Origin of the sequence: Nesterenkonia sandarakina, from assembly GCF_003003175.1 — a bacterium.
GTDB classification, from domain to species: domain Bacteria; phylum Actinomycetota; class Actinomycetes; order Actinomycetales; family Micrococcaceae; genus Nesterenkonia; species Nesterenkonia sandarakina_A.
Window position 1 is genome coordinate 1 of sequence record NZ_PVTY01000002.1, and the last position, 19,601, is coordinate 19,601.

At 69.8% G+C, this 19,601-nt stretch carries 16 protein-coding genes; 8 read left to right on the top strand and 8 right to left on the bottom strand.

The genetic code is table 11. The annotated features are described in order from the left end of the window. Positions 1–362 precede the first annotated feature (362 nt). On the top strand, positions 363–689 hold the full coding sequence (locus tag BCL67_RS01540) for a transcriptional regulator (RefSeq protein ID WP_106121725.1): 327 nt from the start codon (positions 363–365) through the stop codon (positions 687–689). 227 nt (positions 690–916) lie between these two features. On the opposite strand, the gene BCL67_RS01545 is transcribed toward BCL67_RS01540, so the two are convergent. Together BCL67_RS01545 and BCL67_RS01550 are read right to left on the bottom strand one after the other, a co-directional pair. Continuing rightward, positions 917–1,879 carry an acyl-CoA thioesterase gene (locus tag BCL67_RS01545; RefSeq protein ID WP_106121726.1) on the bottom strand — a complete coding sequence of 321 codons (963 nt, stop codon included), beginning with the start codon at positions 1,877–1,879 and terminating at the stop codon, positions 917–919. Between the two features lie 189 nt (positions 1,880–2,068). Further along, entirely contained in the window at positions 2,069–3,049 is a 981-nt protein-coding gene (locus BCL67_RS01550) for a 1,4-dihydroxy-2-naphthoyl-CoA synthase (protein ID WP_258174671.1), read from the bottom strand. 206 nt (positions 3,050–3,255) lie between these two features. Between BCL67_RS01550 and BCL67_RS01555 the strand changes: the two genes are divergently transcribed. Then, positions 3,256–3,915, top strand: a complete 660-nt coding sequence (locus BCL67_RS01555) for a TenA family protein (RefSeq protein ID WP_106121727.1) — start codon at positions 3,256–3,258, stop codon at positions 3,913–3,915. A 12-nt stretch (positions 3,916–3,927) separates the two neighbouring features. After that, a complete protein-coding gene (locus tag BCL67_RS01560) occupies positions 3,928–4,962 on the top strand; it encodes a DUF2332 domain-containing protein (RefSeq protein WP_106121728.1) in 1,035 nt (344 codons plus the stop codon). 33 nt (positions 4,963–4,995) lie between these two features. Here the strand turns inward: BCL67_RS01560 and BCL67_RS01565 are convergent, their stop codons facing one another. Genes BCL67_RS01565 through BCL67_RS01575 form a run of 3 tightly spaced genes read right to left on the bottom strand, consistent with a single transcriptional unit; the run spans position 4,996 to position 8,845 of the window. After that, on the bottom strand, positions 4,996–5,808 hold the full coding sequence (locus BCL67_RS01565) for a class I SAM-dependent methyltransferase (RefSeq protein ID WP_106121729.1): 813 nt from the start codon (positions 5,806–5,808) through the stop codon (positions 4,996–4,998). After that, positions 5,805–8,081, bottom strand: coding sequence for a S9 family peptidase (locus BCL67_RS01570; RefSeq protein ID WP_106121730.1), 2,277 nt, complete (start codon positions 8,079–8,081; stop codon positions 5,805–5,807). Before BCL67_RS01570 ends, BCL67_RS01565 begins: the two co-directional genes overlap by 4 nt. Positions 8,082–8,125: 44 nt before the next feature. Next, positions 8,126–8,845, bottom strand: coding sequence for a response regulator (locus BCL67_RS01575; protein ID WP_106121731.1), 720 nt, complete (start codon positions 8,843–8,845; stop codon positions 8,126–8,128). An 84-nt stretch (positions 8,846–8,929) separates the two neighbouring features. Between BCL67_RS01575 and BCL67_RS01580 the strand changes: the two genes are divergently transcribed. Beyond that, complete coding sequence (locus BCL67_RS01580) at positions 8,930–10,849, top strand: sensor histidine kinase (RefSeq protein ID WP_181255848.1); 1,920 nt, start codon at positions 8,930–8,932, stop codon at positions 10,847–10,849. An 86-nt stretch (positions 10,850–10,935) separates the two neighbouring features. Next, entirely contained in the window at positions 10,936–12,039 is a 1,104-nt protein-coding gene (locus BCL67_RS01585) for a fatty acid desaturase family protein (RefSeq protein WP_106121733.1), read from the top strand. Positions 12,040–12,183: 144 nt separating this feature from the next. Here BCL67_RS01585 and BCL67_RS01590 read toward each other — a convergent pair whose 3' ends face one another. Both BCL67_RS01590 and BCL67_RS01595 read right to left on the bottom strand, forming a co-directional pair. Next, positions 12,184–13,101 carry a phosphatase PAP2 family protein gene (locus BCL67_RS01590; RefSeq protein WP_106121734.1) on the bottom strand — a complete coding sequence of 306 codons (918 nt, stop codon included), beginning with the start codon at positions 13,099–13,101 and terminating at the stop codon, positions 12,184–12,186. Between the two features lie 21 nt (positions 13,102–13,122). Further along, positions 13,123–14,646 (bottom strand): alanine/glycine:cation symporter family protein, encoded by a 1,524-nt coding sequence (locus BCL67_RS01595; RefSeq protein ID WP_106121735.1) that lies wholly within the window; start codon positions 14,644–14,646, stop codon positions 13,123–13,125. 105 nt (positions 14,647–14,751) lie between these two features. On the opposite strand from BCL67_RS01595, the gene BCL67_RS01600 reads away from it, so the two are divergent. Then, complete coding sequence (locus tag BCL67_RS01600) at positions 14,752–15,504, top strand: MBL fold metallo-hydrolase (RefSeq protein ID WP_181255849.1); 753 nt, start codon at positions 14,752–14,754, stop codon at positions 15,502–15,504. 39 nt (positions 15,505–15,543) lie between these two features. On the opposite strand, the gene BCL67_RS01605 is transcribed toward BCL67_RS01600, so the two are convergent. Beyond that, positions 15,544–16,512, bottom strand: a complete 969-nt coding sequence (locus BCL67_RS01605; RefSeq protein ID WP_181255850.1) for a phosphatase PAP2 family protein — start codon at positions 16,510–16,512, stop codon at positions 15,544–15,546. Positions 16,513–16,555: 43 nt separating this feature from the next. On the opposite strand from BCL67_RS01605, the gene BCL67_RS01610 reads away from it, so the two are divergent. Both BCL67_RS01610 and menD read left to right on the top strand, forming a co-directional pair. Further along, a complete protein-coding gene (locus BCL67_RS01610; RefSeq protein ID WP_106121916.1) occupies positions 16,556–17,644 on the top strand; it encodes an o-succinylbenzoate synthase in 1,089 nt (362 codons plus the stop codon). After that, complete coding sequence (menD, locus tag BCL67_RS01615; protein WP_181255851.1) at positions 17,641–19,572, top strand: 2-succinyl-5-enolpyruvyl-6-hydroxy-3-cyclohexene-1-carboxylic-acid synthase; 1,932 nt, start codon at positions 17,641–17,643, stop codon at positions 19,570–19,572. Before BCL67_RS01610 ends, menD begins: the two co-directional genes overlap by 4 nt. Positions 19,573–19,601: the final 29 nt, after the last annotated feature.

The following is a 19,601-nucleotide window of genomic DNA, read 5'->3' on the forward strand; positions in this document are numbered from 1 at the left end:
AAGTCCTGATGCTCCCAGGCCACGAGCTTCTCCTGTCGTTTTTCAGAAGCTGGTCACCGCTGCGGGCAGGGCGCCTGCGGCGGTCAGTCATCCAGTCCGAACCCAGAACAGTTCAGGGCAGTCGGTGGGCGGGTCATGCTCGGCATCCACGTTAGAAAACAAGCCCTCAACGCTGTCATCCTGCGCCGGGGCGTCGTGCCTCTATCAGCGATCCATGCTCCGCCGCGACCAGCCTCTGGGTGACAACACCCCCCGGATCATGGGGTGACTGGGGGTAAACGATCATGCCCAGAGACCGGACCGGCCAACACCACTTATCCTGCCGGAGAAACGGTGTCCTTAGAAGCTAACGGGGGTGGCCTATGCCCAGTTCGAGGTTGAGTGGGCGTTGTGGCCCACGGCTCTGCTCGCCGGTGCGGCAACTGTGCTGCGGGGTCGTCAGGCTCCGCATCTGCGGAATGCTTGCCCGATTGGGGGCCACCGACTTCGCGGTCATTCGGGACGCCCTTCAGGTGAGCGATCCGACGCTCAGCAAACACCTGAAGCAGCTGGCGCAGATCGGATATATTCGCCTCCAGAAGGGGCTCACCTTGGGCGGGCGCACGAAGACCTGGGTTGAGATGACGGTTGCCGGCTCGACGGTGTTCGAAGGCCACGTCGCCTTCCTGCGCGAGGTCACCAAGGGCTAGATGCGCCGCTCTCCAGCGTTGTGGGAATGACGCCAGTCATCGAGCTTCCGAGATGGAGGGCTGCGCCCAGTTTCAGGCTCGCGTGAGCCGATCGAGGGCCCGGTGGATCCGCCACGTCGCTCGGGAGGGGTGCAGCCCAGGGTGAGATGATGCGCCGGCCGAGGGGACTGTGACAACCAGCAAACGAGGGTGAGCTCAGGTGTGCCCCTCGACCTCACCGGGCTCTGCTACTGAGCTTCGTGCAGTAGGTGGTCAGGGAGTCGACTGCCGGGGGCGCGGCTACGGATCTCCAGCAGCGTGCGGGTATGTGTCCAGAGTTCACGATCCTCGTCAGTGACCGGCTCCCACGGGGGAACGGGGACAGCCGTCCCCTCCTCGTCACGGGCGACCATGACCGTGATGCAATTCGTCGTTGGAGTCAGTTCCTCGCCCTTGGGGTCTCCGGAGCGGACCTCCACGGCGATATGCATGCCCTTGTTGCCGGTGTAGATCAGTCGGGCTTCCACCTCGACGAGGTCCCCGATGAGCAGCGGGCGGGTGAAGCGGATCCCGCCAGAGAACACCGCCACGGTGTCTCGGCCGCAATAGCGTGACGAGCAGAGGTAGGCGGCGGTGTCGATCCACTCCATGACGACGCCGCCGTGGACCTTGCCGCCCCAATTGACGTGCGTCGGCTCTGCCAGGAAACGCAGCGTGACGCGTTCGGCGGTGCCCGCGTCCGTGTAGCGCTGGTTCTTCAACGCCGCCGTGATGGCGTTGCGGATGGGGATGCGCGACATGGCGTAGTCGCGGGCACGCTCCTGCTCCGGGGTGTCGGGCACGAATTCCGGCACCGGAGTGGCGTGCCCGTTCGCGTCCACCGCCACGAAGATGACGAGGCAGCGGGCGCGCTCCTCGAGCGAGCCCGTCTTGGGGTCGCCTGAGCGGACCACCGTCTGGATATGCATCGAGGTCCGGCCGGTATAGAGCACGGTGCCGGTGACCTCCACCATCTCGCCGACCTGGACCGGATCGTGGAAGTGGATGTTGCCGACGTAGGCGGTCACACAGTAGCTGCCGGACCAACCGGTGGCCGCAGCGAAGGCCGCCTTGTCCACCCATTCCAGCACCCGACCGGCGTCCACGGACCCGGCCTTGCCGCGGTCCGTGGGGGCGGCAAGGAATCGCAGAGTGACTTCGTTCGAGTTCATCCCAGACCCGTGTCCTGTCCGCGCATCCGCGCATTGAAGGCCATGACGCCGCGTTCATCGCCTGGTCTGGAGTCTATGCGTCGCGGGATCGGTCGTCTGCGGTCCTCGGCACCCGGTGTCCGCCCCACCACTGCAGGAGGGCCCCCTCGCAGCGTCACGAGGACGCCCCGACGGGAGAAGTGATCTGCATCAGTAGTAGTACGGGAACTCAGACCAGTCGGGCTCGCGCTTGGCCAGGAACGCATCCCGGCCCTCCACTGCCTCGTCGGTCATATAGCCCATGCGGGTGGCTTCCCCGGCGAAGACCTGCTGGCCGGCGAGGCCGTCGTCGGGGGCGTTGAACGCGAACTTCAGCATCCGGATGGCCTGCGGGGACTGCCGGGCGATGTCGGTGGCGTAGCCCAGTGCGACCTCTTCGAGGTGCTCATGGTCGACTGCCTCATTGACGGCGCCGACGGCGACCATCTCCTCGGCGGAGTGCTCCCGGGCGAGGAAGAAGATCTCGCGCGCCTTCTTCTGGCCCACCTGGCGGGCAAGAAGCGCCGAGCCGTAGCCGGCGTCGAAGGAGCCGACGGTGGCGTCGGTCTGCTTGAACTTCCCGTGCTGCCGAGAGGCGATGCTCAGATCGGCCACCACGTGCAGCGAGTGCCCGCCGCCGGCCGCCCAGCCGTTGACCACGGCGATGACGACCTTGGGCATGGTGCGGATGAGTCGCTGCACCTCGAGGATGTGCAGCCGGCCGGCGCGTGCCGGGTCGATGGTCTCGGCGGTGTCACCCTCGGCGTAGCGGTATCCGTCGCGGCCGCGGATGCGCTGGTCCCCGCCGGAGCAGAAGCTGTGCCCGCCGTCCTTCGGCGAGGGGCCGTTGCCGGTCAGCAGCACCGCGCCCACATCCGGGGTCATCCGGGCATGGTCCAGCGCCCGGTAGAGCTCATCCACGGTCCCGGGGCGGAACGCGTTGCGCACCTCGGGGCGGTCGAACGCGATGCGCACCGCCGGCAGATCAGCGGTGATCTTGCCGGCCTCGTCGCGCTGCACGCGTCGGTGATAGGTGACGTCGGTGAAGTCGAAGCCCTCCACGGTGCGCCACTGCCACGGGTCGAAGATGTCGGAGACCTTCGTGGGCAGGCTGGGGACGGTCGGGCTGCTGGGGGTATCGGATCCGGTCACAGGGGGAGTCTACCGAGGAGCACGAGTGCGCCGTCGTCGGGCACGTCAGGGGTGTCGCCCCTGGTCACATTGTCGTAGCGCTGTGGCCGATCGTAGAGCTAGAGCCCGACGATCTTCGGAAAGCTCTACGATAATTTGAGGAAGACTAGACCTGGATCACAGTCACAGTCGCTGCCGCTGAGCAGGCGGCAGCGGAGAGGGAGAGCATGAACGCGAGACGTTTCACCGAACAAGCCTGGGCCAGCACGGAGTCGATCCGCGCGAAGATCGACGCGCTGCCGTTCCTGCAGCAGCTCGAAGACGGGTCGCTGCCGCGGGAGATCTTCGAGAACTACATGGGCCAGGACGCGCTGTATCTCACCGACTATGCCCGGGCGCTCGCGGCCTGCGCCGTGCAGTCCACCGACCCGGATCACATCATGTTCTGGTCCCGGGCGGCCGCCGGAGCGATCGAGGAGGAGCGCGCGCTGCACGCCACCCACGTGGTCGACTTCTCCGCGGTCGAGCCCTCACCGACCACCGTGGCCTACACCTCCTACGAGCTCGCCCTGGCCTCGGCCGGTTCGCTGCCGGTGCTCGCGGCCTCGGTGCTGCCCTGCTTCTGGATCTACGACGACGTCGGCACTCGACTCAAGGCGCGGGTCGGCGACCTCCAGAGCCACCCCTACGCAGACTGGATCAGCGCCTACGGTGACCCGGAGTTCCATGAGCTCACCGAGGCCGCCAAGCGGGTCCTCGATGACCTCGCCTCGACCGCCAGCGAGGAGACGCTGGCCGCGATGCACGCCGCCTATCGCCGGGCCAGCCAGTTCGAGTGGATGTTCTGGGACTCGGCCTACCGGCAGGAACGCTGGCCGGTCGGCTGAGCGGCTGCCCCGATGCGTGAACTGCCCGGGCTGACCACCCCTGACCAGGCCTCCCTCGAGGAGCTGCGGACCTATTACCTCCACTTCGCCCGGGTGGAGGCGGCCGGGGTCTCGGCTCGCTACGCCGCCTGGGCCCTCGGGGTGGCGGACGACGAAGCGATGCTGCAGAGACTCCTGCGGCTCCCACCCGCCAAGCGGCAGGCGAACCTGCTCTTCGCCGCGGCCCGGCTGCACGATGTCGAGGCGGCGGACTGGTCGGCGGCGGCCGCCCAGATCCTCGCCCGCTGGCCGCAGATCGAGGCCACCATGCTCGAGCGCGCGACCCAGACCAACGAACCCGGGCGGATCGCCACGCTGAATCTGGCCTTCGCGCAGATCCAGGCGCAGGAGCCGGCGCCACTGGCGCTGATCGAGGTCGGCGCCTCCGCCGGGCTCTGCCTCTACCCCGACGCGTGGCCGGTGCGCTACCGCAGCCAGGACGACGCCGAGGTGCTGCTGGCCCCGGCTCCGGGTGAGCTGCGCAGCACCGTGGAGCTGTCCTGCGAACTTCATGGACTGACGCCCCCCGCGGGGCTTCCGCAGGTGGGGCATCGTGCCGGGATCGACCTGAACCCGCTCGACGTCACCGCGCCGCACGATCTGCGCTGGCTGGAAGCGCTGATCTGGCCCGGCATGGAGCACCGGATCCCCCGGATCTCCGCGGGAGCCGCTCTGGTGGCGCAGGCACCGCCCAGCCTGTTCGCAGGAGACCTCAATGACCGACTCGTCGAGGTCCTCGACCAGGTGCCGGCGGCCATGACTCCGGTGGTCTTCCACACCGCGGTCCTGGCCTACCTGAGCCGGGAGGACAGGCTGCGGTTCCGCCGGCAGGTGGAGGCCTCGGGTGCACGCTGGGTCAGCAATGAGGGGCTCCACGTCTTGGCGGGCATCGGCGAGCAGCTCCCGGGCGAGGACGACTCCGAATCCGGGTTCGTGCTCAGCCTCGACGGCGAGCCGCTGGCCCGCACAGCACCGCACGGGCAGTCCGCCCGGGCGGTGCGTCGTTGACCAGATCTCGCCGCTGATCAGTTGAAAGGCGGATCAGGCGGGCTTCTGGACCAGGAAGATCATCTCGGGGGAGTCCTCGGTGAGCTCCTCGCGGTCCCAGTCGCCCCAAATCTGCACCGGGAGGAACCCGGCGGCGCTGAGCGTCTGGCGGAGCACATTCAGCGGGCGGTAGCGCAGGGTCTCCTCGGCGATGATCACGCGGGAATCCGGCAGGATGTTGTGCGCCCGAGCCGTGATCAGCGCTCCTTCTGCGCGGTCCTCGGTGATCTCGGCGATCTCCATCCAGGAGGTGAACTCACCGCCGGCCGGGTGCGGATGGGTCTCCCGGGTGGACTCCGGGTCCCAGGCGTCGAGCTCGAGTGCGGTCGGGTTGCGCACCTCGAAGGCCAGGTGCCCGCCGGGCTTCAGCGCCCGGAATGCCTCGCCCAGCACCGCCTCCCAGTCCGCGCGGGACAGGAAGTACTGCGCCACATGGCCCTCCATCACAGCCAGGTCCGCGGACTGCGCGGGAAGCTGATCGGCGAAGCCATGGATCCAGTGCGGCGGCGGGCTCAGCCGCGCGGCGAAGTCGGTGGCATCTGCGGCGGCAGCGGTCCGGGCGCGGGCGACGTCGATCATCGCCGCCGAAGGGTCCACCCCGGTGACCGAGATGCCCTGCCCGGCCAGGAGGATCCCGAACACCCCGGTGCCGCAGCCGATGTCGACCACCTGCTCGGCACCGAGCTCCTCGGCAAGCTCCAGATAGAACTCGTGGTCCCAGCCGCCGGAGTTCTCCACGTCGTAGATCGCCACCAGCTCCGGGTCGCTCACCCAAGCGAACGCCGGGTCCACCTCGTCTGCGCTCATCGGAGGCGCTCGCTCGCACCCAGGTGGTGCGCGATGAACGCGTAGTCCCAAGCACGTTCCTTCCAGGTCTCATACCGACCCGAGGCGCCGCCGTGGCCGCCGTCCATCTCGATCTTCATCACCACCGGGGCCTCGCCCCGCTGAGCCTCGCGCAGCACCTGCACCCATTTCGCCGGCTCCACGTAGAGCACCCGGGTGTCGTTGAGGCTGCTGACCGCGGCGATCGCCGGGTAGGCCACCTCGCGGACGTTCTCGTAGGGCGCGTAGGACTTCATGTAGCGGTAGACCTCGGGGTCGGTGATCGGGTTGCCCCACTCCTCCCACTCCAGCGCCGAGAGCGGCAGCTCCGGATCCAGGATGGTGGTCAGGTTGTCCACGAACGGCACCTGGGCCAGGATCGCCACGTACTTCTCCGGCGCCATATTGGCCACCGCGCCCATCAGCAGCCCGCCGGCGGAGCCGCCGAGCGCCGCGACCCGGGCCGGATCCGCCCAGCCCTGGCTGATCAGGTGGTCGGTGGCGGCGATGAAGTCGGTGAAGGTGTTGGTCTTCTTCAGCTTCTTGCCGTCCTCGTACCAGCCGCGCCCCAGCTCGCCGCCGCCGCGGATGTGCGCGATCGCGAAGACGATGCCGCGATCCAGCAGCGACAGCCGCGGGATCCCGAAGCTGGGATCCATGCTCATCTCATAGGAGCCGTAGCCGTAGACCAGCGTCGGATTGGTCCCGTCGGCGACGACGTCGCGGTGATGCAGCACGGTGACCGGAACCTCGATCGCGGAGCCGTCCGCGCGGGTGTCCCCGCTCGGCGCCCAGATCCGGGTGGAGCGGTAGGCCCCCAGATCCACATCGTTGACCGGGGTCTCCCGGCGCAGCACCGGCTCCGCGGTGGCATGGTCGATGTCATAGATCCGGGTCGGGGTCAGCCAGGACTCGTACGCCACCCGGAACAGCGGCGCCTCGTACTCCGCGGCGATCACCGCGCAGGTGTAGAGCTCGTCGTCGAAGGCCGGGCCGGGCAGGGTGGAGGTCAGCACCGGTTCGGCCCCGGCGAGCGCCGCCCGGAGCGTGTCCAGGCTGAGCAGCTGGATGGACTCGACGGTGTCCCGGCGGGCGGCCACGATGATCTGCGCGGCCGTGACGCTCACGCCTTCGAGCTTGACCGTCTCCTCGTGTGGCAGCACCGCTCGGCCCAGGTCCAGCGGCTGGTCGGCGCTCGCAGCCGAGCCGGTGTCCGCGGACTGCGCGGTCAGCGCCGCGGCGGTGGTCACCGAGAGGGCGTTGTTCGGCCCGGACTGGTTGTGCGTGATCAGCAGCAGGCGCTCGCCGTCGACCTCGATGGGGTCGATGCTGTGCAGCAGCCGCCGCTCGGCGCTGATCAGGAGCACCGGCTCCGCCTGCGGGTCGGTGACGTCGAGCAGTCGGGACTCGTCGTACTCGGAGTTCCCGGAGATGATCACCAGTTCGCGCTTGTCGGCCGAAAGCCCGACGCCGGTCCAGAGCTGCTCGTCGGTGATCTCCAGGATCAGCCGGTCCTGCTCGGCGGGAGTGCCGAGGGTGTGCATGTAGAGCCGGTAGGGCCGCCAGGCGGCGTCGGCCACCATGTAGTAGGCGCGTGCGCCGGTGGGCTCCAGCACGGGACCGCCGTGGACGTTGCTGATCTGCTCCGGGTGATTCTGCCCGCTGGTCAGGTCACGGAAGCGCACGGTGTAGTGCTCGTCTCCGGAGGTGTCCTCGGAGTAGGCCAGCAGGGTGCCCTCGGCGTTCAGCGACATCCCGCCGAGCTGGTAGAACGGGTGCTTCGCCGCCTCAGCGTTGGTGTCGAAGAAGGTCTCCTCACCGAGGAGCACGACGCCGGCCTCGACCTGCGGCGGGGTCCAGGACCCGCGCTCGCCGGCGTCGGGCTCGCTGGTCGCTGCGCCGTCCTGGCTGGCAGACGTGTCCGCATCGCGGGCGGTGCCGGCCGCGACCCGGCAGTACACCGGGTGCTGCTCGCCCTCGATGGTGCGGGTGAAGTACCACCAGTCTCCGCGCCGGGACGGGACCGAGAGGTCGGTCTCCACGGTGCGGTGCTTGATCTCGTTGAAGATCGCCTCGCGCAGCGGCTTCTGCGCTCCGGTCACCGCCTCGGCGTAGGTGTTCTCGGCTCGCAGGTGCTCCAGCACCTCGGGGGAGTCCTTCTCGCGCAGCCATTCATAGTGATCCACGAAGGTGTCTCCGTGATGGGTGCGTTCGGTGGGGACCTTTTTCGCCTGCGGAGCAGTTGATTCAGACATGCGGCCATTCAATCAGACCGCCGCAGCGCGACTCGCTCCCCGGTTCATTCCCCGGCGCGCACCAGCCCGCACTCATAGGCGTAGACCACCATCTGCGTCCGGTCGCGCAGCGCCAGCTTGGTGAGGATCCGCGAGACATGGGTCTTCACAGTCTGCTCCGCGAGGTAGAGCTCAGCGGCGATCTCCGCGTTCGAGCGTCCCCGGGCGACGGCGGTCATCACCTCGGCCTCCCGATCGGTCAGCTCAGAGAGCAGCCGGGCCTGGACCGGGGTGGCGGTGGGCCGGGCCGCATAGTCGGCGATCAGGGTGCGGGTGATCTTGGGGGAGAGCAGCGCGTCGCCGTCGGCCACCACCCGGACGGCCTGGACCAGCTCCTCGGGGGTGGCGTCCTTGAGCAGGAAGCCACTGGCCCCGGCGCGCAGCGCGTCGAAGACGTACTCGTCGGCGTCGAAGGTGGTCAGCATCAGGATCCGCGGCGGAGTCCCCTCCATGCTGAGGATCTGCCGGGTGGCCTCGAGGCCGTTGACCTTGGGCATGCGGATGTCCATCAGTACGACGTCGGGGGTGGTGCTGCGCACGACGTCCTCGATGCCCTCACCATCGGCGGCGGTGCCGGTCACGGTGATGTCCACCTGGGCGTCGAGCAGAGCGGCGAACCCGGCGCGGATCATGGACTGGTCATCGACGATCAGCACTCGGATGGACTCTCCTGAGAACGAGACGGGAGGATCGGCGGGGGAGTCGGCGGAGACGGCGGAGGGCATGCGTCAACGCTACCCCGGTACCGTGCTCCCCGATGCCTGTGATGTGATGAGTTCACCATGCCTTCCAGCCCAGGATCACCCCCCGTGCACAGCCCCCGTCCCGAATCGCTGACCCGCCGGCTCCTGCGGGACAGCGCCTATGTGCTCCCGGGGCTGCCGATCGCGCTCTTCGGCGCCAGCCTGCTGCTGACCCTGCTGGCGGTCTCGATCGCGACGGCGCCGCTGTGGGTGGGTGCCCTGGTGCTCCCGCTCGCGCTGGTCACGGCCTCGGAGTTCGCCGAGCTCTCCCGCCGCCGGCTGCAGATCTGGGGTGCCGAGCTGGCGCCGGTGAGCTATCGCCCCAGGGATCCAGGGCTCTCCGGGCGGCTGCGCCCGGTGGCGGACCCGCGCCGCTGGCTGGACCTGATCTTCGAGATGATTCTCGCGCTGCCGGTGCGGCTGGTGACCTTCGTGGTGGCGATCCTCTGGATCCTGATGGGCCCGGTCGGGCTGACCTACTTCTTCTGGTCCCGGTTCATCCCCGGCGAGCGCGGCCTGATCCGGCTGCTGGAGCTGATCGGTCCCGCCCTGGTGCCGGCGACCGCGTTCTGGCAGTACGTGCTGGACTCGGCGGTGTTCTTCATCCTCGGCGTGGTCTTCCTGGTAACCCTGCCCGCTGTGATGCGCGGACTGGCGGCGCTGGACGCGCTGCTGGCCACCAGCCTGCTCGGCGCCGGCGGTCGGGGTCGGCTGATCCCGCTGGAGCACCCGCAGGCGCATCCCCTGGAGCGCACGCTCTCCCGCGCCGCCGCCGGCCGCCCGGAGGCCCGGATCGCGGAGTCCTCGGCCTCGTTCAGCGCCGCCGCCTGGTCCTGGATCGGCATCTGCTTCGCCGCGGTCGTGCTCTTCGTCGTGGCCTGGCCGCTGACCACCACCGTCTACGAGATCCACCCCGCCCTGGCCCTGATCCTGACCCTGGCGCACTGCCTGAGCCTGGTGCTCACGCTGAAGCTGCCCTGGGCCGGGATCGGCGCCTCCGTGATGGTCTCGGCCGCGCTGATGGGCGCCACCGCCGAGGCCGGGGTGGGGATCTGGCCCTGGCCGGTCACCGCCATGCTGATCCAGTGCGGCGTCATCCTGGTCGCGGCGCTGCGCCAGCCCTGGTACTGCGCGGCCAGCGGCTGGGCCGCCAGCGCGCTGCTGACCGCCGCGGCCATCGTCATGGCGGCCCCGGAGCTTCCCGACGGCGCCGTCGGCACCGGGATCGTGTTCGCCTCGGTGGGGGTGGGAGTCGCCGTCCTGGGCAGCCTGACCCGTCAGTGGATCCGCGATGCCGACCGGCTCGAGGTCTCCGAACGCACCAGCGCCCAGCAGAGCCGACGCCGCCGCGAGCTCGAGGAGCGCAACCGGATCGCCCGCGAGCTCCACGACGTGGTCGCGCACTCCATGTCGGTGATCAGCGTGCAGGCCGCCACCGCCCGGTACCGGCTCAGCTCCATCTCCCCCGAGGCGCAGCAGGAGTTCGAGGAGATCGCCCGGTCCTCGCGCCAGGCGCTGGGCGAGATGCGGATGCTGCTGGGCACTCTGCGCAGCGAGGAGGAGGCCCCGACCGGGCCGACGCCGGGGCTCGCGGAGATCCACTCGCTGGTGGAGGCCACCCGCGCCTCCGGCACGCCGATCAGGGTGACCGGGCTCGACGTCGTGGAGGCCTCCTCCGCCGTCGGGCTCGCCGCCTATCGGATGGTCCAGGAGGGGCTGAGCAACGCGCTGCGCCACGCGCCGTCCTCCACCATCGAGGTCAGCGCCGAGCTGATCGGCGAGGACTCCCGGGAGTTCGCAGACACCCGGCATCTGCTGATCCAGGTGCGCAACACCGCGCCGCCGCATCCGGTGTCCGTGCCCGCACCGGGCGCCGGCCTGGGGCTGGAGGGGATCCGGGAGCGGGTCAGCGCCGTCGGCGGCACCGTGGAGACCGGGGAGACCCCGGACGGCGGCTACTTCATCCGCGCCGCCTTCCCGCTGTGACCCGGGTCGACCCCCTACCCGCGTAGGGGGTGAAGATGGCTCCGCCGGGTGACGCACCGGAGATCTCAGCTCGATAACGTGGAAGCATGACAATCACTGAGACACGCTCGGAGGCCGTGCAGGGCCGCCCCGAGCGGGCGCGCCCAGCCGGTAACAAGCAGGTCAACGAATTCTTCGAGCTCGCTCAGCGGGTCAAGGACGAGGGCCTGATGGACCGCGGCGCCTCGGCCTACGTGGCCCGAGTGATCGTGCTGACCCTGGCCTTCGCCGGCGCCTTCGTGGCCATGTTCACCCTCGGTGACAGCCTCTGGCAGCTCGCCGTCGCCGCGTTCTTCGGCATCCTGCTCACCCAGGTCGCCTTCCTCTCCCACGACGGCGCCCACCAGCAGGTCTTCCGCACCGGCAAGCGCAACGAGTGGTTCGGCCGGGTCACCGGAAACCTCATCGTCGGTCTCTCCTACGCCTGGTGGACCAAGAAGCACGGCAAGCACCACGCCAACCCCAACACCATCGGCAAGGACGGCGACATCGCCCCCGGCGCCCTGGTCTTCGTCGCCGAAGACGCGGCCAAGCGCACCGGATTCATGGGCTGGCTCGCCCGTCGGCAGGGCTGGATGTTCTTCCCGCTGCTGACCCTCTTTGCCTTCGCGCTGCACTACAACGCGCTCAAGACCGTGTTCACCGCCCCGAAGCTCAAGCGCCGCAAGACCGAGCTGGCGATGCTGGCCGTGCGCCTGATCGGCTTCCCGGTGCTGATCTTCATGGCCATGAGCCCCGGCCTGGCGCTGGGCTTCCTCGCCATCCAGCTGCTGGTCTTCGGCGTCTACATGGGCGGCAGCTTCGCCCCCAACCACAAGGGCATGCCGATCATCCCCAAGGACTCCGACATGGACTTCCTGCGCCGCCAGGTGCTGACCTCGCGCAACATCAAGGGCGGACGAGCCATGGACGTGGCCATGGGCGGGCTGAACCTGCAGGTCGAGCACCACCTCTTCCCGCGGATGCCCAGCCCGAACCTGCACAAGGTCAAGCCGATCGTCGAGGAGTTCTGCGCCGAGAAGGGCATCAGCTACACCGCCACCGGCCTGGTCCAGTCCTACGGCATGGTCATCACCTACCTGAACCGGGTGGGCCTCGGCTACGCCGACCCGATGGACTGCCCGATCATGAACCAGTACCGCCCCCGCTGAGACCCGCCGAGGCCTCACCAGACTCCTGACACGTGGGCTGCGCCCCCGTCGTCCTCCGCCCGGTCCACCTGTGGACCGGGCGGTTCTGTCTGCCCGCTGGGCACCCGGTCGCTCGGGCATGGGGCCGCTCAGGCGCTGCGGGGGTCAGCGCCTCCGGGCCGTCCGGGTCAGGTGCTTGGTCTCGCTGGAGAACAGCGGGATCAGCACCGCGCTGAGCAGAAACGCCGGGGCGCTGGAGAGCGCCGCTCCGGCCATGAACAGCCACGGCGAGGATGAGGCCGTCGCCTCGGTCAGACCGTGGCGCGCGACCGGTCCCAGCAGCGCCGCCAGCCCGATGACGGTGCCCATCGTCCCGACCGTCAGGCAGAGCCCCGCCTGCCGTCCGCCGGGGATTCCCGGCTCCGCCGGCAGCGGCGCCAGCTGTGCGTCCTTGGCCTCGACGTGATGCACCACGGCCCCGCCGAGCAGCGTCCAGGCCGCCACCACCAGGTAGGCGGCCATCATGTCGCTGGGCAGATGCCAGCCCTCGATGAAGATGTAGCCGCCCCAGCCGGCGGCCCAGATTCCGGCCAGGACGCCCCAGAGGGCGCGGTCCCGAGGTCGGCAGATCAAGAACGCCGCCGCCGCGGCGCCCGCCGCCATGGTGGTGTGCCCGCTGGGCAGCGAGTTCGCCGGCCAGTCCTCGCTCAGACCCACCAGGACCGGACGTCCCGACCAGATCAGCTTGATCACCTGCGTGGTGATGTTCGAGCCCAGCGCGACCGCCGCCCCGCAGAGCAGGATGATCCAGCGCCGGTGAGGTCCGCGCTGATGCGCGAGCGCCGCGCAGGCCAGCGCGGGCGGCAGCAGGATCCACACGGTGACCCACTCTCGATGGGCATTGAGCGTGGGCAGCGGGTTCCAGGTGCCGGCGGCGGTGCGCTGCATCATCTGGTCCAGCAGCTGACCCGGGCCGGTGCGCACCGCGCCGAGGTAGAGCACCCCGAAGAGCGCCACACACAGCAGAAACCCGGCCGCCCACCGCTCGAGGTGGAAGGCCGGGTCTCTCTGGTGTCGGGGCATGCGGCCATTCTGCCGCACGGCTCAGCGGGAGGAGTGCGTGCGCTGGGTGTCTGACAGGGGTGCCGAGCCGGTGCTCGGCCCGACCCGGTGATCGGCCATGTCTGCTTCGGTCCAGCACTCGATGTTGCGCAGATCCGGCATGTCAGAGGCGAGGAACAGCGGTTCCAGGCCCTGTCGCTTCTGCGCCTCATAGTGCTTCAGCAGCCGCACGGCGGTGCCGCCGAGCAGGGTGATCACCACCAGGTTGTAGAGCGCGATGATGACCATCGTCACACCGGCGATGGCCCAGGCGAGGTCCACCGGGATGATCGCGCCGAGGAAGACGACGACGGTCAGCGCCGCTGCGTAGATCTTGCGGCTGGTCTCGGTGTTGGAGATGAAGAGCACGTTCATCTCGCCGTAGGAGTAGTTGCCCAGGATCGAGGTGAAGGCCAGCAGCAGGATGATCACCGCCAGTGCGATCGCTCCGAAGGTCCCGAAGTTCGAGACCAGCGCCGCCTGCGTGAGCTCGCCGCCGACGTTGGTCTCCGCCCGGACCGCGGCGTCCGGGAAGGTCACCAGGATGATGAAGGCGGTGACCGAGCAGATGATCAGCGTGTCCAGGTAGACGCCCAGGGTCTGCACCAGCCCCTGCTTGACCGGATGCGAGACGTCCGCCGTGGCCGCGACGTTGGGCACCGAGCCCATCCCGGCCTCGTTGGAGAACATCCCGCGCTGGACTCCGGCCATGATCATCGCGCCGAAGGCGCCGCCCGCGGCGGAGGTGAAGTTGAACGCCTCGCCGAAGATCATCCCGAAGACTGCGGGAATCGCTTCGATGTTGAACGCGACCACGACCAGGCCGAGCAGGATGTAGGCCATGGCCATGATCGGCACGACCCGCTGGCTCACCTGGGCCACCCGCCGCAGACCGGCGAGGACCACGAGTCCGGTGAGTCCGGCCAGCACCACGGCCAGGATCCAGACCATGCCGGTGGTGTCGTCCATGCCCAGCTCGGTCGCCGCGCCGGTGGCGGCGTCGACGATGGTGTTGGACTGCAGCGAGGTGAAGGAGAGCGCGAAGCAGAAGATGAAGATCACCGCGAAGACGATGCCGCCGGAGCGTGAACCGAGCCCGCGCTCGATGTAGTAGGCGGGCCCACCCTTGAAGGTGTCGAAGCGACGGACCTTGTAGAGCTGAGCCAGGGTGGACTCCACGAAGGAGGCCGCCGAGGTGAAGATGGCCATCAGCCACATCCAGAACACGGCGCCGGGGCCGCCCATGGCGATCGCGCCTGCGACTCCGGCGATGTTGCCGGTGCCCACGCGGGCGGAGGCGGTGATGGTGAAGGTCTGGAAGGCGGAGAGCGACCGGGTGCGGCCGCTCTCGTCGCTGGTGGCCTTGTCCGTGATGGCCCGGAACATGTCGGGGATGTGGCGCAGCTGGACCAGCCGGGTGCGGAAGCCGAGATAGAGGCCCACCGCGACGATGACCGGGATGCCGAGCCAGGTCCATGCGGTGTCCTCGATCAGGCTGATCGATGAGAGGAGATCTTCGTTAGTCATAAGAGCCCGACTCTACCGCCCACGGCGCCCCAAGCGTCCTCCCAGGCTGTGTTCGGAAGGTGAGGCAGAATGGGGGGACCTACGGTTTCACAGAAGGTGATCACGATGGACCACGCTCCCGAATCCGCACTCTTCCGCCGCTTGGACGACCATGTCCTCCTCGCCGAGCTGGGGGGTCCCACTCCGCTTAACGTCGGGCTGATCCTGGGGGAGGACACTGCGGTCCTCGTCGACCCGGGTCCGGCCGACGGCGACCATGAGGCGCTGCTGGCAGCAGTGCGTGAGCTCAGCTCCGCCGAGCTCGTGGTGGTCAACACCCACGGTCATCCCGACCATATCGGGGCCAACGAGCTGCTGCTCCGCGAGGGGGTCCAGCGCATCCTCGCCCATGCCGACGCGGAGGTGGAGACCGCGACCGAGCTGGTCTCCGCAGACCCGGTGACCCTGCCGCTGGGAGGCGGCGTCGACGTCGTCGTCGAGCATCTCGGCCGGGGCCACACCCAGGGCGATCTGGTGGTCGGTGTCCGCGCCGAAGGCTCCACCGGGATCATCTTCTGCGGCGACCTGGTCCGCGAGGGCGATGACCCGGAGTTCCACGACTCCTACCCCAAGGAATGGGTCCGCTCGCTCGGCCGGCTGGGTTCCATGTCAGGCACCTACAGCCGGTTCATCCCCGGGCACGGGCACGAGGTCGACGCCGACTTCGTCGGATCCATGCGACGGCGGATGCAGCAGGGCTACAACGTCTCCTCCCAGGCCATCCGGGACGCGGTCAACGACGCCACCAAGGCGATCCCGATCGTGCCCTACGGGCCGGGAGAGTCCCGCGAGCTGATCACCCGGCTGCGCGGACGCTGAGCAGAGCCCGGATCCGGTCAAGCCCGGATCCGGAAGGGCTCAGACCCGGTAGAGCTCGCTGAACTCGGGCGGGATCGGGTACTGCACGGCCTCGCCCTTCGGGGACGGGACCGGGGCGCCGCGCTGGCGCCGGCCGGTCTCGGCGCCGAAGAGGTTGATGCCGGCCGCGGCCATCAGGAAGCCCGGGCCGATGGAGAAGAGCAGCCCCGCGAACCAGTGCCAGAGGCTGGGCTCCTCCCCGGCGAGGGCGACCCCGCTCCAGCCGCCGGAGAAGAGGAAGCACAGCACTGCCACCACGGTCAGGGTCACGCCGAGGAACCAGGCGAGTCCGGCCAGCGGGGCGGTCTCGGGCTCGTAGTCGACCACGGCGGTGTTCCATTCGGGACCGGTGCGCATGACCAGCCAGCCGCCGATCAGCGCCCAGGCGGCCACGACGAGGTACGCCGCGATCACATCGGCCGGGCGGTGCCAGGTCTCGGTGAAGGTGTAGGCGCCCACCAGCCCGGCGTAGAAGGCCGCCAGGACTGCGACGAACGGACGCTGCCGCGGGGAGCTGACCAGGAACACCGCGACCGCCATCGAAGCGGCCAGGGTGGTGTGTCCAGAGGGCAGGGAGTTTCCGGTCCAGAACGGGACGCCGTTGTCGAGGTCGGGGCGGTCCAGCCAGACGTTCTTGAGCACCTGGGTGGAGAGGTTCGCCCCCACCACCGAGACGGCCGCGATCAGTCCCGCCAGGAAGCGCTGCCTGGCCAGCACGATCACCAGGAAGACCACCGCCGGCAGCGCCACGATCACCGGGCTCAGCCACCACAGGTCGAATCCGCGCGCCGAGAGCGGGGTCACCCGTTCTGCCGCGGCGTCGAGCATCGCGTACTCCACCCACTGTCCCGAGGTGGAGCGGACGAAGTACTCATAGACGGCGATGAAGACCGCGCAGCAGACCAGGATTCCGATGATCCACAGGCCTGTGCGTCGGGCCGGGGGACGAAGCGCGCGGGCAGCTGACATGTGCACCAGTATCGCAGGTTCGCCTCTGCCTACACTGAACGTCATGGATCACCACACGCCGGACCCCGCCAGGCTCCCCGTCCGCTGGCAGCTCCCCGAGCTCGACGAGATCCTGGCTCAGGCGCATGTGGTGTCGCTGCCGCTGCGCACCCGCTTCCGCGGGCAGACCCGGCGCGAGGCCATGCTGTTCCGCGGGCCGGCCGGATGGGGCGAGTTCGCCCCCTTCCCGGAGTATGCGGCTGCCGAGTCCGCGCAGTGGCTGCGCGCCGGACTCGAAGCCGGCTGGCAGGGCTGGGGGAAGCCCAGACGCAGCCAGATCCCGATCAACGCCACCATGCCGGCGGTGTCCCCGGACCAGGTGGAGTCGGTGCTGACCCGCTTCGGCGCGGTGGATTCCATCCCGGCGGTCAAGATCAAGGTCGCCGAGCCCGGCCAGACCCTCGACGACGACGTCGCCCGGTTCCGCGAGGTGCGCCGGCTCGCACCGCGGGCCGGGCTGCGTGCCGACGCGAACGGCGGATGGAGCATCGCCGAAGCGGTCCCGGCGCTGGCCCGGCTCGCCGAGGTCTCCGGCGGAAACTTCGAATACGCCGAACAGCCGGTGGCCGGGGTGGAGCCGCTGGCCGAGCTGCGGGAGGCGCTCGCCGCCGCGGGAATCAGCTCCCCCGACGGTGCCCCGCTGCGGATCGCCGCAGATGAGGCAGTGCGCAAGGCCGAGGACCCGCTGCGGGTGGCCAGGCTCGGCGCCGCGGACCTGATCGTGGTCAAGGTGCCCCCGCTGGGCGGGGTGGAGCGAGCGCTGCAGATCGTGGAGCAGGCCGGTCTCGATGCGGTGGTCTCCTCCGCCCTGGACACCTCCGTGGGCCTCGCGGCGGGCCTGGCACTGGCCGCCCGGCTGCCCAGCCTGCCCTATGCCTGCGGGCTCGGCACCGCGGCATTGTTCGAACACGACGTGCTGGAGGCGCCGCTGATCCCCTCCGCAGGGGTGCTGACGGTCCCCGGTGCGGTGGAGCCGTCCCCGGCTCTGCTGCACCAGCACCGGGTCAGTGCGGACCGGAGGCAATGGTGGGTCCAGCGGCTGCACGCCGCCCACCGGGTGCTCGCCGGAGAGCTTCTAGGATTGACCCCATGACCACACCCCGGCGCCCGTTCCGCGAGTTCGACGACGCCTATGACGTGGAGTCCCTGCGGCTGGCCCGCCGGGTGATCCGCGGGCTGACCATGAGCATGCGCCACATCGTGCTGGCCCCAGGCTCACGCTCGGCGCCGATGGCGTATGCGCTGCGCGAGGCCGAGGAGCTCGGCGCGATCACCGTGCACGTGCGCATCGATGAGCGCTCCGCCGCCTTCACCGCACTCGGGATCGCCATGGCGACGAAGTCCCCGGCCGGGATCGTGACCACCTCCGGCACCGCGGCCGGAAACCTGCTGCCCGCGATGATGGAGGCCGACCTCTCCGGGATCCCGCTGGTGGCGATCACCGCAGACCGGCCCGAGGAGCTGCACGGCACCGGCGCGAACCAGACCACCTGGCAGCAGGGCATGTTCGCCGGGCGGGTGCGCGATGAGATCCATCTGGAACAGGGCGAGGCCCGGCTGGAGCCGGAGTCCCGCGATGACATGCTCGCCGCCGAGACCCAGGTGGGGCTGCTGCTGCGCGTGGCCACCGGGTCCGCCCCCGGGCCGGTGCACCTGAACATCGGATTCCGCGATCCGCTGGTCCCGTCCGCCCCGGGGGAGGGCCACCAGGGCGGGGCTCAGCGCTGGGCCCGGACCCCCTTCCTGCCGCGCAGCCGGGGCACCGACTCCGCCGAACAGCTGCGCGCCGAGATCATCGGCAGCGAGATCATGGGCGAGGAGCCCCAGCAGGGCCGCGCAGCCCAGACGACCCCTGAGTCGGCTGAGTCAGCTGCTGAGTCGGCCGCGGAATCACCGGCAGCGGCTGCCGCCAGGTTCGAGGCCGGCCTGGGCGTCGCCCGGACCGTCTTCGTCATGGGGGCCGACGCCCCGGCCGAGGCTCGCGAGCTGGCCCGTCGGCTCGGACACCCGCTGCTGGCCGAGCCCAGCAGCGATGCGCGCTGGAGCGACCTGGGCACGATCCAGGGCTACCGGCTGATCCTGCAGGCGCCGGAGGGCTCCCCGGCCAGCGTCCTGGCGGGGAGCGTCGAACGCGTCGTCGTCGCCGGTCGGCCCACGCTGACCCGACCGGTCCAGCAGCTGATCAACCGGGACGACGTCGAGGCGGTCCAGTACGCACCCGGCGGAGAGGCCTGGTTCGACCACCGGCTCGCCCGCCGGCAGCTGCCCGATGTGCTCACCCTGGCGCAGTTCGCCAAGATGGCCCCTCCGGGATGGCACGACTCCTGGACCGAGCGCGGACTCGGCGCGCAGCGCCTCATCGACGCGGCGCTGACCGAGCAGGAGGCCCTCGCCCAGGGGGAGCTCTCCTCGGTGCGGGTGGCGCAGTTCGTGGCCGAGACCGTGAAGACCCCGCTGCTGCTGGGCTCCTCCTCGGTGATCCGCGACGTGGACCTGGCCGCGGTGCTCAACCGCACCGTGCTGGGCACCCGCGACGACACCCGCCGGGTCTACGCGATGCGTGGGCTGGCTGGCATCGACGGCAACCTCTCGGCCGCCTCTGGGATCGCGCTGGCGCACAACACCCGGGTCACCGCCCTGGTGGGGGATCTGACCTTCCTGCACGACGTCAACGCGCTGCTGCTTCCCGCCACGGAACGGGAGCCCGACCTGGACATCGTCGTGGTCAACGACTCCGGCGGCGCGATCTTCGACCAGCTCGAGCACGGGGCCGTCGGGCGCCGGGAGGGCCAGGCGGAAGCGGTGGAACGGTTCTTCGGCACGCCGCAGACCGTGGACATCGAGGCGCTCGCCGATGCCTACGGCCACGACTACCACTACGCGGAGGATCTCGACTCCCTGGGAGAGGGGCTCGGCGGCCTCGAGGACCGCGTGGGCATCCGGATCATCGAGGTGCGCACCGACCGGACCGCGCTGCGCGACTTCCACGCCAGACTCCGCGCCGCCGCCGCAGAACTCTGAGCCCGGGTCTCCGAGTCGCGCGTCGCGGT